The sequence below is a fragment of the Pseudomonas sp. BRG-100 genome (assembly GCF_000737955.1).
Taxonomy (GTDB): Bacteria; Pseudomonadota; Gammaproteobacteria; order Pseudomonadales; family Pseudomonadaceae; genus Aquipseudomonas; species Aquipseudomonas synxantha_A.
This window is the reverse complement of the sequence record NZ_JPRX01000001.1, coordinates 783,370-798,895: the sequence shown is the minus strand read 5'-3', so window position 1 is coordinate 798,895 and position 15,526 is coordinate 783,370. Positions and strand designations below refer to the sequence as shown.

At 60.5% G+C, this 15,526-nt stretch carries 14 protein-coding genes; 11 read left to right on the top strand and 3 right to left on the bottom strand.

Annotated elements, in window-relative coordinates; genetic code table 11:
* Positions 1 to 40: 40 nt before the first annotated feature.
* Together JH25_RS23525 and JH25_RS23530 are read left to right on the top strand one after the other, a co-directional pair.
* Positions 41 to 892 (top strand): hypothetical protein, encoded by an 852-nt coding sequence (locus JH25_RS23525; RefSeq protein ID WP_228309729.1) that lies wholly within the window; start codon positions 41 to 43, stop codon positions 890 to 892.
* Between the two features lie 2 nt (positions 893 to 894).
* Entirely contained in the window at positions 895 to 1,923 is a 1,029-nt protein-coding gene (locus JH25_RS23530; RefSeq protein ID WP_032876486.1) for a GGDEF domain-containing protein, read from the top strand.
* Between the two features lie 15 nt (positions 1,924 to 1,938).
* On the opposite strand, the gene JH25_RS23535 is transcribed toward JH25_RS23530, so the two are convergent.
* Entirely contained in the window at positions 1,939 to 2,238 is a 300-nt protein-coding gene (locus JH25_RS23535) for an ArsR/SmtB family transcription factor (protein ID WP_050549300.1), read from the bottom strand.
* 91 nt (positions 2,239 to 2,329) lie between these two features.
* Here JH25_RS23535 and JH25_RS23540 point away from each other — a divergent pair, with 91 nt between their 5' ends.
* The 3 genes from JH25_RS23540 to JH25_RS23550 all read left to right on the top strand — a co-directional run bounded on the left by JH25_RS23540 (position 2,330) and on the right by JH25_RS23550 (position 6,601).
* Positions 2,330 to 3,421, top strand: a complete 1,092-nt coding sequence (locus tag JH25_RS23540; protein ID WP_032876480.1) for an NADH:flavin oxidoreductase/NADH oxidase — start codon at positions 2,330 to 2,332, stop codon at positions 3,419 to 3,421.
* A 204-nt stretch (positions 3,422 to 3,625) separates the two neighbouring features.
* Entirely contained in the window at positions 3,626 to 5,761 is a 2,136-nt protein-coding gene (locus JH25_RS23545) for a TonB-dependent siderophore receptor (RefSeq protein WP_032876478.1), read from the top strand.
* A 189-nt stretch (positions 5,762 to 5,950) separates the two neighbouring features.
* A complete protein-coding gene (locus JH25_RS23550) occupies positions 5,951 to 6,601 on the top strand; it encodes a hypothetical protein (protein ID WP_177327391.1) in 651 nt (216 codons plus the stop codon).
* A gap of 16 nt (positions 6,602 to 6,617) precedes the next feature.
* On the opposite strand, the gene JH25_RS23555 is transcribed toward JH25_RS23550, so the two are convergent.
* A complete protein-coding gene (locus tag JH25_RS23555) occupies positions 6,618 to 7,340 on the bottom strand; it encodes a FadR/GntR family transcriptional regulator (protein ID WP_005787481.1) in 723 nt (240 codons plus the stop codon).
* A 48-nt stretch (positions 7,341 to 7,388) separates the two neighbouring features.
* Positions 7,389 to 9,125: an IlvD/Edd family dehydratase gene (locus tag JH25_RS23560; protein WP_005787482.1), complete on the bottom strand. Its 1,737-nt coding sequence runs from the start codon at positions 9,123 to 9,125 to the stop codon at positions 7,389 to 7,391.
* A 191-nt stretch (positions 9,126 to 9,316) separates the two neighbouring features.
* Here JH25_RS23560 and JH25_RS23565 point away from each other — a divergent pair, with 191 nt between their 5' ends.
* From JH25_RS23565 to JH25_RS28960, 6 genes are all read left to right on the top strand, one after another.
* Entirely contained in the window at positions 9,317 to 10,621 is a 1,305-nt protein-coding gene (locus JH25_RS23565; RefSeq protein WP_032876472.1) for an MFS transporter, read from the top strand.
* A gap of 16 nt (positions 10,622 to 10,637) precedes the next feature.
* On the top strand, positions 10,638 to 11,630 hold the full coding sequence (araD1, locus tag JH25_RS23570; RefSeq protein ID WP_032876470.1) for an AraD1 family protein: 993 nt from the start codon (positions 10,638 to 10,640) through the stop codon (positions 11,628 to 11,630).
* Positions 11,631 to 11,640: 10 nt separating this feature from the next.
* Positions 11,641 to 13,221 (top strand): aldehyde dehydrogenase (NADP(+)), encoded by a 1,581-nt coding sequence (locus JH25_RS23575; RefSeq protein ID WP_032876467.1) that lies wholly within the window; start codon positions 11,641 to 11,643, stop codon positions 13,219 to 13,221.
* Between the two features lie 16 nt (positions 13,222 to 13,237).
* Positions 13,238 to 14,101: an SMP-30/gluconolactonase/LRE family protein gene (locus JH25_RS23580; RefSeq protein WP_032876464.1), complete on the top strand. Its 864-nt coding sequence runs from the start codon at positions 13,238 to 13,240 to the stop codon at positions 14,099 to 14,101.
* Positions 14,102 to 14,138: 37 nt separating this feature from the next.
* A complete protein-coding gene (locus tag JH25_RS23585; RefSeq protein WP_108240717.1) occupies positions 14,139 to 15,125 on the top strand; it encodes a substrate-binding domain-containing protein in 987 nt (328 codons plus the stop codon).
* Positions 15,122 to 15,526 (top strand): ATP-binding cassette domain-containing protein (locus tag JH25_RS28960; RefSeq protein ID WP_236648016.1); only part of this gene is annotated, 405 nt, incomplete at its 3' end. The genes JH25_RS23585 and JH25_RS28960, both read left to right, overlap by 4 nt.

Genomic DNA, 15,526 nt, shown 5'->3' with positions numbered 1-15,526 from the left:
TGAGATCAGTGGAATCAAGTTGGATGATCAGGGCTCTTTCATGCATGTCAGTTCGTTGAAGTCGGCTATGTGTAATACCGCGCAAGCGCTCGAACGTCATAAGGATTTTGAATCGTGCCTGAGAGCGCATTACCACGTGCTGCTCGTGCCCTATTCCCGAAGACCGTTTTTCTACAAGAGTGCACTTAAATACAGCCGTTTGATGGTGTCGTTTGCCTTATTGAGTGAATACTTCGCCACACCCTTACCGTTATTGTCGGAAGTTAAGACCCTGTGTGTGACGCGCAGGTATTGTTCAAAAAACAGCCTGGAATCAATGTTCCTGTTATTGCGGGCGCTGGGCTTCATGGACGTCGCGCCGCACCCCGAAGACAGTCGCTTCAGGGTCTACGCGCCGTCGGATGAGGCCTGTCGCGAAGCGCGTTTGATGTTGACCTCGCTCACCGAGTCATTGGCGCGGCTTTACCCTGAGCGGGCGATTTTCCGGCAAATGCGCGAGTTGGATGACCGGGGCTTCCTGTCCCTTTATTTCAAGGGCTTTGCCATTATCCTCGACGCCGATCTCACGGTGGATGTACTGCTTCCCGAGTGTTACTGGTTGGTGAAACGAGACGCCGGGCATCTGTTGATGCTGGCGATTTATAACGATGCCTTCGCGCCGGAAAATGATCGGGCCACGTTCCGGTCATCGTCTTATCTGGCCTTGGCCAAGCAACTTTCCGTGTCCAAGACCCACATTATTCGAATGGTCCAGGAGGGCGTCGAGAAGGGGTATTTCAAAGCTCACTCCAAGACCCGGCTGGAAGTGCTGCCGCCTTTTGTCAGCCTGGTAAAACGCTTTATGGCCTTTTCTTTTGCGCTGGGCCTGCATGCTATTGAGATGGGAGCGTAAGGATGCCTGCTAACTTGAAGTTAAGGCCCAGGATGCGCAGGTTGTTGTCGCCTGCGGTGACCCAAGCGGAATGGATCGGGATCATTGCCTGGGTCGGTATATGGCTGATTCATCCGGCCATGCAGTTCGACCTGTCCATGTTGGGTGTCACCATTGGCCTGTTGCTGGTGTGCCGGTTTCACTCCAAAACCGCCAACTTTCTACTGTGGCGGATGCTGGGAGTGGCCTATATCGTGATGTTGTCCGTGGGGTTTGCCTATGTCATTGGCCTTAATCAGGAGTTGCGTATCTACGGCTTGCCCCTGGCCGTCACCCTGGTGGTCGGCAGCGCTATCTTGTTTATCAGTGTTCAGGATTATCTAGTCGGCGCCCTGTTGGTCTGGTTCATATTATGGTCGCCGATGCAGGCCGATATATATGCAGGAACACAGGCTTATCTGCTGATATTTTGCGCATCTTCGGTCTCCATCGGTTTTATCCTGAGTTATTCGTATTTGAAGAACCTGCGTTCGGTGTTGTTGGTGGAAAGCGAGTTTCGCGCCTTGGCCGAAACCGATTACTTGACCTCGATCCTTAACCGTCGCGCTTTTATGCAAAGCTTCGAACAGTTGCTCGACAGCGGCCAGGCTGGCTACTTCATCATGTTGGATATCGACAGCTTCAAGGCAAAAAATGATCTGTACGGTCACGATGTCGGTGACAAGATCCTGCGGGCCATGGCGGTGTGCCTGAAAAACGCCAAAGGCAGCCACAGCTTTGGAAGAATCGGCGGGGAGGAGTTCGGCGTGTTGTTGCAGGACGATGACCCGGTCTTCGCCCGTGAGTTCGTGCTGGGTTTGTTGCAGGCCATACGCTCAAGTGTTGCCGCGCCTCACAACTACACCTGCAGTGCGGGCATGGCACGCTTCGCGCCAGGTGACGAGTTATCGGCGGTGCTCAAGATGGCGGACAAAAATCTCTACGGCGCCAAGCGCAATGGCAAGGACTGCGTGCACCTTAATGGCGTGTTGCTGCAGCCTGTTGCGTCCTGAGGGGCAAAACGCCGGCTAGGATTGCGCAAGAACACTCGCCAGCAACCCGGGAAAGCGGCTCTCAAGCTCTTCACGGCGCAACGAATTCATATGGGTGGTGCCCACATTGCGCGTGTGTACCAGGCCTGCATCACGTAACACTCTGAAGTGGTGGGACATGCTGGACTTGGGCCGCCCACCATCCAGTTCACCACAGCTGGCTTCGGCCACGCCGGCCAGGCAGCGCACGATGTCCAGGCGCACGGGGTCGCTGAGGGCGTACAGCACGCGCTCAAGCGTCAATTCTTGCAGGGTAGGGTGTTTGAAGGCTCGCATGGGGCGGATCATAACAGGGGGGTAGCGTTCAATACCATAGTTCGATTACCATCGAACTATCGAATCACACACGCTTCTCTCGGAGTATCTGATGTCCGCATTGTTCGAACCGTTCAAACTCAAAGACGTTACCTTGCGCAATCGCATCGCCATCCCGCCGATGTGCCAATACATGGCCGACGACGGCATGGTCAACGACTGGCACCATGTGCACCTGGCCGGCATGGCCCGGGGCGGTGCCGGCCTGCTGGTAGTCGAGGCCACAGCAGTCGCACCGGAGGGGCGTATCACCCCAGGCTGCGCCGGTATCTGGAGCGATGCCCATGCCCAGGCGTTCGTGCCGATGGTCAAGGCCATCAAGGCCGCAGGTTCGGTACCGGGCATCCAGATCGCCCACGCGGGCCGCAAAGCCAGCGCCAACCGCCCATGGGAGGGCGATGACCACATCCCGGCTTCCGATGCCCGCAGCTGGGAAACCATCGCGCCGTCGGCCATTGCATTCGGCGCCAATTTGCCCAACGTGCCGCGTGCCATGACCCTGGAAGACATCGCCCGCGTCCAGCAAGACTTCGTCGATGCCGCCCGTCGCGCCCGCGATGCCGGTTTTGAATGGATCGAACTGCACTTCGCCCACGGTTACCTGGGCCAAAGCTTTTTCTCCGAGCACTCCAACCAGCGCACCGATGCCTACGGCGGCAGCTTCGATAACCGCAGCCGTTTTCTCCTGGAAACCCTGGCCGCCGTACGCGAAGTCTGGCCGGAAAACCTGCCACTGACCGCACGCTTTGGCGTGATCGAATATGACGGCCGCGACGAGCAGACGCTTACCGAATCCATCGAGTTGGCGCGCCGCTTCAAGGCCGGTGGCCTGGATCTGTTGAGCGTCAGTGTCGGTTTCACGATTCCTGACACCAACATCCCGTGGGGTCCGGCGTTCATGGGGCCAATTGCTGAACGTGTACGTCGTGAAGCCGGTATCCCGGTGACATCGGCGTGGGGCTTTGGTACTCCGCAACTGGCCGAAGGCGCGCTGCAGGCAGGTCATCTGGACCTGGTTTCGGTAGGGCGTGCGCATTTGGCCGATCCGCACTGGGCGTACTTTGCCGCCAAGGAGTTGGGCGTGGACAAGTCCTCCTGGACCTTGCCGGCGCCTTACGCACATTGGTTGGAACGCTACCGTTGAGGCCAGCCAGCCGGTGATATGAGCCACTCGATTGAGTGGCTTTTTTTCGCCCGTGGTTTTTGCAGTACCCGCTCGATACAACGCCGATACTTGAAAAATAACAAATGAGAATTGATATCAAACGAGAATATGCTGAGATATGATGCGCGGCGAATTATTGGCAGGTTTGCCGCCCCATCTGGCTCATTCACTAGGTTTACATCCATGCGTCGTACCCTGATTTCAATCTGTGTGCTCCAGGCGTTTTCCCCTTTGACCTGGGCAGAGGATGCCCCTGCTGAAAAAGCCAGTATCGAGCTGCAAGCCACCAATGTGACTGCTACTGCAGATTTCGAATCGGCGCAGGGCCCGGTTCAGGGCTACCACGCCACCCGTTCAGCCAGTGCGACACGCACCGACACCTCGATTCATGAAACCCCACAGTCCATCAGCGTTGTCTCCAAAGACGTGGTCGAGGATATCGGCGCAACCCGCCTGCAAGATGCCCTCGACTACGCCGGCGGCGTCGGCCGCGCCAACAACTTTGGCGGCCAGGGCCTGACCACCTTCACCGTACGTGGCTTCACCACCGGTGAGTTCTACCGCAATGGGTTCCCGATCAACCGGGGCTACCCGAACATGCCGGATGCCAACACCATCGAACGCCTTGAGGTGTTGCGCGGCCCCGCAACCATGCTCTACGGCCGTGGCGACCCCGGTGGTACGTTCAACGTGGTGTCCAAGCAACCCTTGGCCGAACGCACCGTCACCCTGGGCAGCCAGGTGAATGACCAGGGCATGAAGCGCGGCACCCTGGATGCCTCCGGGCCCCTGGACGAAGAGGGCCGTCTGGCGTATCGCCTCAACGTGGTGGGCGAGGGTGGCGATACCTTCCGCGATCATGTCGAGACCGAGCGCTATGGCGTGACGCCGGTGATCACCTGGCAGGCCACCGACGCCACCAAGGTGACTTTCGAAGGCGACTTCATGCGCAACAACCACCCGCTGGACCGTGGCCTGACGCGTTTCCCCAACCAGCGCGGCACGCCATCGCGCGATACGTTCTGGGGCGACAAGGATGCCGGCAAGCTGCACAACGACAACAACATGGCCCAGTTGCGTTTCGAGCACGCGCTCAACGACAACTGGACCCTGGGCGGCGGTTTCCAATGGTTGGACGGCAGCTTGAAAGGTAACGCCATTGAAGCCAATGGACCGAGCAGCCTGGGCGCCGATGGCCGTACCCTGCAACGCAACTTCAACTACCGCAAGCTGGAATGGACCGACAAGGATTACCAGCTCAACCTGACGGGCCACTTCTCCACGGGCGGGTTCGAGCACACCTTGCTCACCGGTATCGAGTACGAGGATTACGACTACAAGTCGATCATCCAGCGTTCCAGTGCGGCCCTGGGCACTTACCCGATCGACATCTTCAATCCGGTGTACGGCCAAACGCGACCGGCGCTGACTCGCACGCCCACCCACGATAAAGAAAACCTCAAGACCTACGCCGCCTTCGTGCAGGACCAGGTGGCACTGACCGAGCGTCTGAAAGTCTTGGCAGGTGCGCGTTTCGAGCGTTTTGAACATGACTACCAAAGTTATGTGGCGGGAGTAAAACCGTGGACCGCCGCCGACAACGCCGTCACCCCGCGTGTGGGCGTGATCTACGACCTCACCGACACCGTCGCGGTCTATGCCGACGCCGCCCGTTCGTTCAAACCCAACACCGGCGCCAGCCGCGAAGGCGGTGGTTTCGCGCCGGAGAAAGGCAAGTCCTACGAGATGGGCATCAAGTGGGAGGCGCTTGATCGTCAACTGAGCGTCGACGCGGCGATCTACCAGATCGAAAAGAAAAACGTGCTGGCCACCGACCCTTTGGACAATACCCTGAGTGTCGCGACCGGCCAGGTACGCAGCCGCGGATTTGACCTCAACGTGGCGGGCAACCTCACACCCGAGTGGCGTGTGATCGGCGGCTACGCCTACGTGGACGCCGAAGTGACCCGCGACACCACCCTGCGCGCCGGCACCCGCTTGATGAACATCCCGCGCAACAGCTTCAGCCTGCTCAACGTCTACGAGTTCCAGGACGGCGCACTCAAAGGGCTGGGCCTGGGCGCCGGTGGTAAGTACGTCGACCAGCGCGCCGGCCAGACCGCCAATACGGCCTTCTCGATGGACGCCTACACCGTGGTCGACCTGCTGGGTTACTACAAGGTCAACGAGCAGGTGCGCCTGAACCTGGACGTGAAAAACCTGTTCAACCGCGAGTATGAGGAAGGCGCGTTCGGCAATATCTACGCTTACCCAGGCGCACCACGCACCGTGCAGGTCGGAATCTCCTACACCCTATAAGGCTATACACAGTACTCAATGTGGGAGGGGGCTTGCTCCCGATAGCGGTGAGTCAGTCTCAATGTTTTTGACTGATACACCACTATCGGGAGCAAACCCCCTCCCACATTTGCAGCTGCGTTACTGTCAGGTTTGACAGTAGACAGTGAAGGGCGATGGAGGGATGTTTGCCGTTAACGTGTCAGCGTAGTGGTCGGCGCTTATTATTTTTCCAAGCCACGCTTAATAGGGATATTAAAAATGGAACAGGAACTCATAAATGAAGTTGAAGAACTGATTAAAAAAACCAACGATGCGGAGCGTCTGTTCACCCGGTACGCCACCAAGTGCTACACGTCAGCCTTGCAAAAATACGCCAAGGAAATCAGCGAGACCTCATACACGTATCTGTTGGCCGAGCTTGCCGAAAGTTCGTTGAGCTCCGAAATCCTCGGCCGGCCAGGTGCCAATATCAGCCTGGTCAGGATCGAGATAGAGGAGGTTATGCTCGAAGCCGACGTGATCAAGAAATTGAAACGGGCCGAAACCCACTATCTGGAAACGTTGGAATCGGTGCGTAAGTTCGAAGACCTTAAACGCTTTGAAAAGATGCAGGACACGTCCGATATCGTGCGCTCGATAAAACTGGGTGTGTCACGTTTCAATATCCTGTTTGTCATCCTGCTGATCGGCGGCTTGACGTGGGCGGCGATCAATCTGCCTAAAGAAGCCCTGGCGCTTATATCTGCCGCTATCGGCGGGGCTATCACCCACTTGTTGTCCGAGCGCCAGGCGGTGCTGGCGCTGAAAAAAGAGGGCGATAACACCTGCCCCAGAGCCAACAATAACACTCAGGAGTGAGTGCGACGGGGTGGGGTTACAACGGCGTCAATACATTCATCACCGTATCCAGCGCCACCCGCGTGTCATCCAGTTGTACCAGCGAGGCATGCCTTGCGCCCAGCGCATCGCGGTTCTGGATCGCGGTGAGGATTGCCTTGTGCCGGGGCAGGCTCAGGCCCTGGATATCCGGGCGGCGGTTGGTGATATTGATCGACTCGCGCAGCGGCAACGAGAGCATGTTGCACATATAGGCGAGCAGGTCGTTGCGGGTGGCGTCGGCAATCGCGCGGTGGAAGTCCAGGTCGGCCTGCAACAGGTCCTCGTGGGTCTTGGCGGTTTCCATGCCCTGGTAGGCTTGTTCGATGATGGCGATGTCTTCATCGGTGGCAGTTGTCGCGGCCATGGCAGCGATTTCCGGTTCGAGGATGCGGCGTACCCCGGCCAGCGTATTGAAGAACTCACTGTGGGGCGTGGACTGCATCAACCAGGACAGCACATCCGGGTCGAGCAGGTGCCATTTCAAGCGTGGCCGTACCACCGCACCCACCCGTGGCTTGGAATACACCAGGCCCTTGGCGCTGAGCACCCGCGTCGCCTCGCGCAACACCGAACGGCTGACCTGGTATTCCTCGCACAGCGTGGCTTCCATGGGCAACCGTTCTTCGGGCTTGAAGCGACCGGAAACGATGTGCATGCCCAGGTCCTGAACGATCTGGGCATGCTGGCTCTTGCGCGGCTTGGGCGGCTGGTGATCCATAACGACGGGCAGGCTCTGGCTTGAATTCGCCGCATCATAGCATCCCAATTAGTGGGAATGCCGTGGGACTTCCGCTCCGCGGCAGCCCACCAGGAAGTCAAAGTCGCAGCCCTGGTCGGCTTGCAGCACATGGTCGATGTACAACTGGCGATAGCCACCGACGATCAGCTTTTGCGGTGGCGCCAGATCAGCCATGCGCGCCGCCAGCTCGGCGTCGGGGATGTCCAGGTGCAGGCGGCCATTGGCGCAGTCGAGTTCAATCCAGTCACCTTCCTTCACGGCCGCCAATGGCCCGCCGGCAGCGGCTTCCGGTGCCACGTGCAAGACCACCGTGCCGTAGGCGGTGCCGCTCATGCGCGCATCGGAAATGCGCACCATGTCAGTCACGCCCTGGGCCAGCAGTTTGGCCGGCAGTCCCATGTTGCCGACCTCGGCCATGCCTGGGTAACCCTTGGGGCCGCAGTTCTTCATGACCAGGATCGAGTTGGCGTCCACGTCCAGCTCCGGATCGTTGATGCGCGCCTTGTACATGTCGAAGTTTTCGAACACCACCGCACGGCCACGGTGTTGCATCAGTTCGGCGCTGGCGGCAGACGGCTTGAGCACCGCACCCAACGGCGCCAGATTGCCGCGCAGCACGCAGATGCCGCCGTCGGCGCGAATCGGGTTGTCGAGGGTGCGGATCACTTCGTCCTGGCCGTAGATCGGCGAGTCCTTGGTGTTCTCGCCCAGGGACTTGCCGTTGACGGTCAAGGCGTTCGGGTGGGGGATCAGGTTGGCCTCACCCAGGCGACGCAACACGGCAGGCAGGCCGCCAGCGTAGTAGAACTCTTCCATCAGGAAGCGCCCTGAGGGTTGCAGGTCGACGATGGTCGGCATGCCGCGCCCGATGCGGGTCCAGTCATCCAGGTCCAGCTCCACGCCGATGCGCCCGGCGATGGCTTTAAGGTGAATCACCGCGTTGGTCGAACCGCCGATGGCCGCGTTCACGCGAATCGCGTTTTCAAACGCTTCTTTGGTGAGGATCTTCGACAGCTTCAAGTCTTCGCGCACCATCTCGACCGCACGCATACCGGACATGTGCGCCAGCACATAACGCCGCGCATCCACCGCTGGGATCGCCGCGTTGTGGGGCAGGGACGTGCCCAGTGCCTCGGCCATGCACGCCATGGTCGAGGCGGTGCCCATGGTGTTGCAGGTGCCTGCCGAGCGCGACATGCCGCCTTCGGCCGCGAGGAAGTCATCCAGGGTGATGGTGCCAGCCTTGACCTGTTCGCTGAGCTGCCACACCACCGTGCCCGAGCCGATGTCCTGGCCCTTGTGTTTACCATTGAGCATCGGCCCGCCGGTGACCACGATAGCCGGCACGTCGCAACTGGCGGCGCCCATCAGCAGCGCCGGGGTGGTTTTGTCGCAGCCGGTCAGCAGCACCACACCGTCAATCGGGTTACCGCGAATCGCTTCTTCCACATCCATGCTTGCCAGGTTGCGGGTCAGCATCGCGGTAGGGCGCAGGTTGGATTCGCCGTTGGAGAACACCGGGAACTCCACCGGGAAGCCACCGGCCTCGATCACGCCGCGCTTGACGTGCTCGGCGATCTGGCGGAAATGCGCGTTGCACGGGGTCAGCTCCGACCAGGTGTTACAGATGCCGATGATCGGCTTGCCATGGAACTGGTGGTCGGCAATGCCCTGGTTCTTCATCCAGCTGCGGTACATGAAGCCGTTTTTGTCGGCGGTACCAAACCACTGGGCGGAGCGTAGGCCGGGCTTTTTGTCAGGCATGATCGATTCTCTTATTGTATGACTATATGTTCTATGCGTGCTTAAACATAAGCGCAAAATCGCTGCTTTGGAAGTGTTGTTTTGTAAATAGTCCTACTATATAGTCTTTCTCAACTGAGGTATGACCCTGGCGGATTTCGCGAGAGGCGTCCCCCGAGCTTCTATAAAAACAACAATCGGAGATCGACCCCATGAGCCAGGAATTGCGGCTTATTCGGCGCATCACGCTGAAACTGATTCCCTTCCTGATCCTGCTGTACCTGATCGCCTACGTGGACCGTTCCGCCGTAGGGTTCGCCAAGCTGCACATGGGCGCCGACGTTGGTATCGGTGATGCTGCCTATGGCCTGGGCGCCGGGCTGTTCTTCATCGGCTACTTCCTGTTCGAGATCCCCAGCAACCTGATGCTCGACCGCTTCGGCGCGCGGCGCTGGTTTGCGCGCATCATGATTACCTGGGGCGCCATCACCATCGGCATGGCCTTTGTGCAGGGGCCGCACAGTTTCTATGTGATGCGCTTTCTGCTGGGCGCGGCGGAAGCGGGGTTCTTCCCCGGCGTGCTGTACTACATCACCCAGTGGTTCCCGGTGCGCCATCGCGGCAAGATCCTTGGGCTGTTCATTCTCTCCCAACCCATTGCAATGATGATCACCGGGCCCGTGTCCGGTGGTTTGCTCGGCATGGACGGCATTCTTGGCCTGCACGGTTGGCAGTGGCTGTTTATCGTGATCGGCACCCCGGCGATCCTGCTGACCTGGCCGGTGCTGCGCTACCTGCCGGACGGTCCCAGGCAGGTCAGCTGGATGAGCGAGCAAGAGAAAACCTGGCTTACCGGCGAGCTGGAAAAAGACCTGCAAGCCTACGGCCAGACCCGTCACGGCAACCCGCTGCACGCGCTCAAAGACAAACGCGTGCTGTTGCTGGCGCTGTTCTACCTGCCGGTGACCCTGAGCATCTACGGCCTGGGCCTGTGGTTGCCGACCCTGATCAAGCAGTTCGGTGGCAGTGACCTCACCACCGGCTTCATCTCGGCCGTGCCGTATATCTTCGGCATCATCGGCCTGCTGATCATCCCGCGCAGTTCCGATCGATTGAACGATCGCTATGGCCATCTCGCCGTGCTCTATGTGCTCGGCGCCATTGGCCTGTTCTGCAGTGCCTGGCTGAGTGTGCCGGTGCTGCAGATGGCCTTCGCGATGTTTTCCTGCACTGCGGTGTTCTGGACCTTGCCGGGACGGTTTTTTGCCGGTGCCAGCGCGGCGGCCGGCATCGCCTTGATCAACTCGGTGGGCAACCTTGGCGGCTATATCGGCCCGTTCGTGATCGGGGCGCTCAAGGAGTACACCGGCAACCTCGCCTCGGGCCTGTATTTCCTATCCGGCGTGATGCTGTTCGGGTTGCTGCTGACCCTCGTGGTCTACCGCTTGCTGGAGCGCAAGCACGTACTGCCCGTCGATCAATTTGCCGCCAGCGCCCGTGGCGCCACACGTACTTAAATCCAGGAGAACCTGCATGCGTTTAGTTCAGTTCGAGTTGAGCAACGGTGAGCGCCGCGTCGGCGTGGTGGAAGGCAACACCCTGCGGGAAGTGCAGGGCGCATACAGCGTGCGCGAATTGGCCCTGGCCGCCATCGAAGCCGGGGTCAAATTGCAGCAACAGGTACAGAGCCTGGGCCTGGGCGCCAGTCATGACTACGCGGCGCTGCTGGCCGAACTTAAAATCCTGCCACCGCTGGACCACCCGGACCCGGTCCATATGCTGATCAGCGGCACCGGCCTGACCCACCTGGGCAGTGCCTCGGCCCGCGACAAGATGCACCAGCAGGCCGGTGATGACAGCGCGATGACCGACACCATGCGCATCTTCAAATGGGGCGTGGAGGGCGGCAAACCCGCTGCCGGCCAGGCCGGTGTGCAGCCGGAGTGGTTCTACAAGGGCGACGGCAGCATTGTCGTGCGTCCAGGCGCCGCCTTCCCGGTGCCGCCGTTTGCCGAAGACGCCGGCGAGGAGCCGGAAATCGGCGGCCTGTATGTGATCGGTCATGACCGCAAGCCTTATCGCCTGGGCTTCGCGGTGGGCAACGAGTTCTCCGACCATGTGATGGAACGCAAGAACTACCTGTACCTGGCCCATTCCAAACTGCGCAGTTGCAGCTATGGCCCGGAGTTGCGCGTGGGCGAGTTGCCCGCGCATCTGGCCGGTACCAGCCGCATCCTGCGTAACGGCGAGGTGATCTGGCAGAACGAATTCCTCAGCGGCGAAGCCAACATGTGCCACAGCCTGGAAAATCTTGAATACCACCACTTCAAATACAGTCAGTTTCTCAAACCGGGCGATGTGCATATTCACTTCTTCGGCACCGCTACCCTGTCATTCGCCGACGGTATACGTACTCAACCGGGCGATGTGTTCCAGATCAGCCAGGCTGAGTTCGGCGCGCCATTGATCAACGGCATCGGCACGGTCGACGCGGTATTCGAACCCGGCCACGTCATCACCCTTTAAGGAGACCTACATGACCCAGTTCCTCGGCCACAACTACATCGGCGGCCAGCGCAGCGCCAACGGCAGCGTCAAGCTGCAGAGTATCGATGCCACCACCGGCGAAGCCTTGCCCCAGGATTTCTACCAGGCCACCCCGCAAGAGGTGGATGCCGCCGCCAAAGCCGCAGCGGCCGCTTACCCGGCCTACCGCGCCTTGAGCGCCGCACGGCGTGCGCGGTTTCTGGACGCGGTGGCCGATGAGCTGGACGCGCTGGGCGATGATTTCGTCGAGTTGGTCTGCCGCGAAACTGCGTTGCCTGCTGCCCGTATCAAAGGCGAGCGCGGGCGTACCAGTGGCCAGATGCGCTTGTTCGCCACCGTGCTGCGCCGTGGTGATTTCTACGGGGCGCGTATCGACAAAGCCCTGCCGGACCGCCAGCCGTTGCCGCGTCCGGACCTGCGCCAATACCGTATCGGCCTGGGCCCGGTGGCAGTGTTCGGTGCCAGCAACTTCCCCCTGGCGTTTTCCACCGCCGGTGGCGACACCGCCGCTGCGCTGGCCGCCGGTTGCCCGGTGGTGTTCAAGGCGCACAGCGGGCACATGGCGACCGCCGAGCGCGTGGCCGATGCGATCATTCGCGCCGCCGAGGCCAGCGAGATGCCGGCGGGCGTGTTCAACATGATCTTCGGCGGCGGTGTCGGTGAAGCGCTGGTCAAGCACCCGGCAATCCAGGCGGTGGGCTTTACCGGTTCGCTCAAGGGTGGTCGTGCCCTGTGCGATATGGCGGCCGCACGCCCGCAACCGATCCCGGTATTTGCCGAAATGTCGAGCATCAACCCGGTCATCGTGCTGCCCCAGGCCCTGCAAACGCGTGCCGAGAGCGTCGCCCGCGACCTGACTGCCTCGGTGGTACAAGGCTGCGGCCAGTTCTGCACCAACCCCGGACTGGTGATTGGCATCGCTTCGCCTGCGTTCACCGCGTTCACGCAACAGGTCGCGCAATTGATCGGTGAGCAACCGGCGCAAACCATGCTCAACACCGGCACCCTGGACAGCTACGGCAAGGGCCTGGAAAAACTCCTGTCTCACCCGGGCATCCAGCATCTGGCAGGCAGTACGCAAGTGGGCAACCAGGCTCAACCGCAACTGTTCAAGGCGGATGTACGCTTGCTGATCGACGGCGACGAAGTGCTGCAGGAAGAAGTGTTCGGCCCCACCACGGTGTTTGTCGAGGTCGTCGACCAGGCTCAACTCAGCGCCGCCCTGCATGGGCTGCACGGCCAGTTGACCGCCACGATCATCGGCGAACCGGCTGACCTGCAACAGTTCGCCGAGTTGACGCCACTGCTGGAGCAGAAGGTCGGGCGCATCCTGCTCAACGGTTACCCCACGGGGGTGGAAGTCTGCGATTCGATGGTGCACGGCGGGCCGTATCCGGCGACCTCCGACGCCCGCGGCACCTCGGTCGGCACCCTGGCCATCGACCGTTTCCTGCGGCCCGTGTGCTTCCAGAATTACCCTGATAGCCTGCTGCCCGACGCGTTGAAAAACGCCAACCCGTTGCGTATCCAGCGCTTGGTGGATGGCGCACCGTCTCGAGAATCGCTGTAAGTCATCAGGAGGCTTCATGTCGTTGAGCGCAGTCACCCCACACCGTGCCCGGTTGGGCGAAGGGCCGTTCTGGGATGTTCGATCCCAGGCGCTTTACTGGGTGGATATCGCCGCCAAACAGGCACTGCGCTGGATGGACGGGCAGTTGCAGGTGTGGCAGTTGCCCGAGCATGTCTCGGCGTTCATTCCGTGTGAAAGCGGCGATGCGCTGGTGACCTTGAGCAGCGGTGTGTATCGCCTCGACCTGGCTACCCAGGCGCTGACCCTGCTGTGCGTGGCCGACCCGCAACCGGGCAACCGTGGCAACGAAGCGCGCTGCGATGCCCAGGGCCGGCTGTGGCTGGGCACCATGCAGAACAATATCGGTGAGCAGGGCGAAGACCTGCCCATCACCCGGCGCTCCGGCGGCCTGTTCCGTGTCGATGCCGATGCGCGGGTCACGCCGTTGCTGACCGGGCTGGGCATTCCCAACACGTTGCTTTGGAACGAGGAGGGTAGCCAGGTGCATTTCGGCGACAGCATGGACGGCACGCTGTATCAGCATTCGATCCAGTCCGACGGCCAGCTCGAACCCGCCCAGGTATGGTTTGCACCCCATGAGCGCGGTGGGCCGGACGGCTCGGCCATGGACAGCGAGGGCTACATCTGGAACGCCCGTTGGGACGGCAGTTGCCTGCTGCGCCTGACGCCCGCAGGTGAGGTCGATCGCATCATCGAGCTGCCGGTCAGTCGTCCCACCAGTTGCGTGTTCGGTGGGCCCGACCTCACTACCTTGTATATCACCAGTGCCGCGAGTCCCTTGGATCACCCTTTGGACGGTGCGCTGTTGGCCATTGAAGTCGATATCCCTGGCAAGCCTTGCCATCGTTTCGCCGGTTAAACCCAAGACTCAAAGACAACAACAAGAGGTGTCGTTCATGAAAAAGGTTCTACGCGTTCTGGCTGCCGCTGTTGCGTTAAGCAGCCTCAGCAGCATCGTATCCGCCGAAGAAGTGAAGATCGGCTTCCTGGTCAAGCAGGCCGAAGAGCCGTGGTTCCAGACTGAATGGGCTTTCGCCGAAAAAGCCGGCAAGGAGCATGGCTTCACCGTGATCAAGATCGCCGTGCCCGACGGCGAGAAAACCCTCTCGGCCATCGACAGTCTCGCCGCCAACGGTGCCAAGGGCTTTGTGATCTGCCCACCGGACGTGTCCCTGGGCCCGGCCATCGTCGCCAAGGCCAAGGTCAATGGCCTGAAAGTCATGGCTGTGGATGACCGCTTTGTCGATGCCAAGGGCAACTTCATGGAAGACGTGCCGTACCTGGGTATGGCCGCGTTTGAAGTGGGCCAGAAACAAGGGGCCGCCATGGCCGCCGAAGCGAAAAAACGCGGTTGGGACTGGAAGGACACTTACGCGGTGATCAACACCTTCAACGAGCTCGATACCGGTAAAAAGCGCACTGACGGCTCGATCAAGTCCCTGGAAGAAGCCGGCATCCCCAAGGATCACATCCTCACCGCTGCCCTCAAGACTCTTGACGTGCCTGGCAGCATGGACGCCACCAACTCGGCCCTGGTCAAGCTGCCCGGCGGCGCTAAAAACCTGATCATCGGCGGCATGAACGACAACACCGTGCTCGGCGGCGTGCGCGCCACTGAAAGCGCCGGCTTCAAGGCCGCCAACGTGATCGGCATCGGCATTAATGGCACCGACGCCATCGGCGAATTGAAGAAAGCCGACAGCGGTTTCTTCGGCTCCATGCTGCCGAGCCCGCACATCGAGGGCTATAACACCGCACTGATGATGTACGAGTGGGTCACCAAAGGCACTGAACCACCGAAGTACACCGCCATGGACGAAGTCACCCTGATCACCCGCGAGAACTTCAAGGAAGAGTTGACCAAAATCGGGTTGTGGAAATGACCGCTGCGGCCCTGCGTTTTGACGCGATCGGCAAAACCTTTCCCGGGGTCAAGGCGCTGGACGGCATCAGCTTCACCGCCCACCCCGGGCAGGTGCACGCCCTGATGGGCGAGAACGGTGCGGGCAAGTCGACGCTGCTGAAAATCCTCGGCGGCGCCTACATTCCCAGCAGCGGCAGCGTGCAGATCGGCGCGCAGGTCATGGCGTTCAAGAGCGCTGCCGACAGCATCGCCAACGGTGTCGCGGTGATCCACCAGGAACTGCACCTGGTGCCGGAAATGAGCGTGGCCGAGAACCTGTTCCTCGGGCACTTGCCGACGCGTTTCGGTGTGGTCAACCGCGGCGTGCTGCGCCAGCAGGCGCTGGCATGTCTCAAGGGCCTGGCCGATGAGATCGACCCT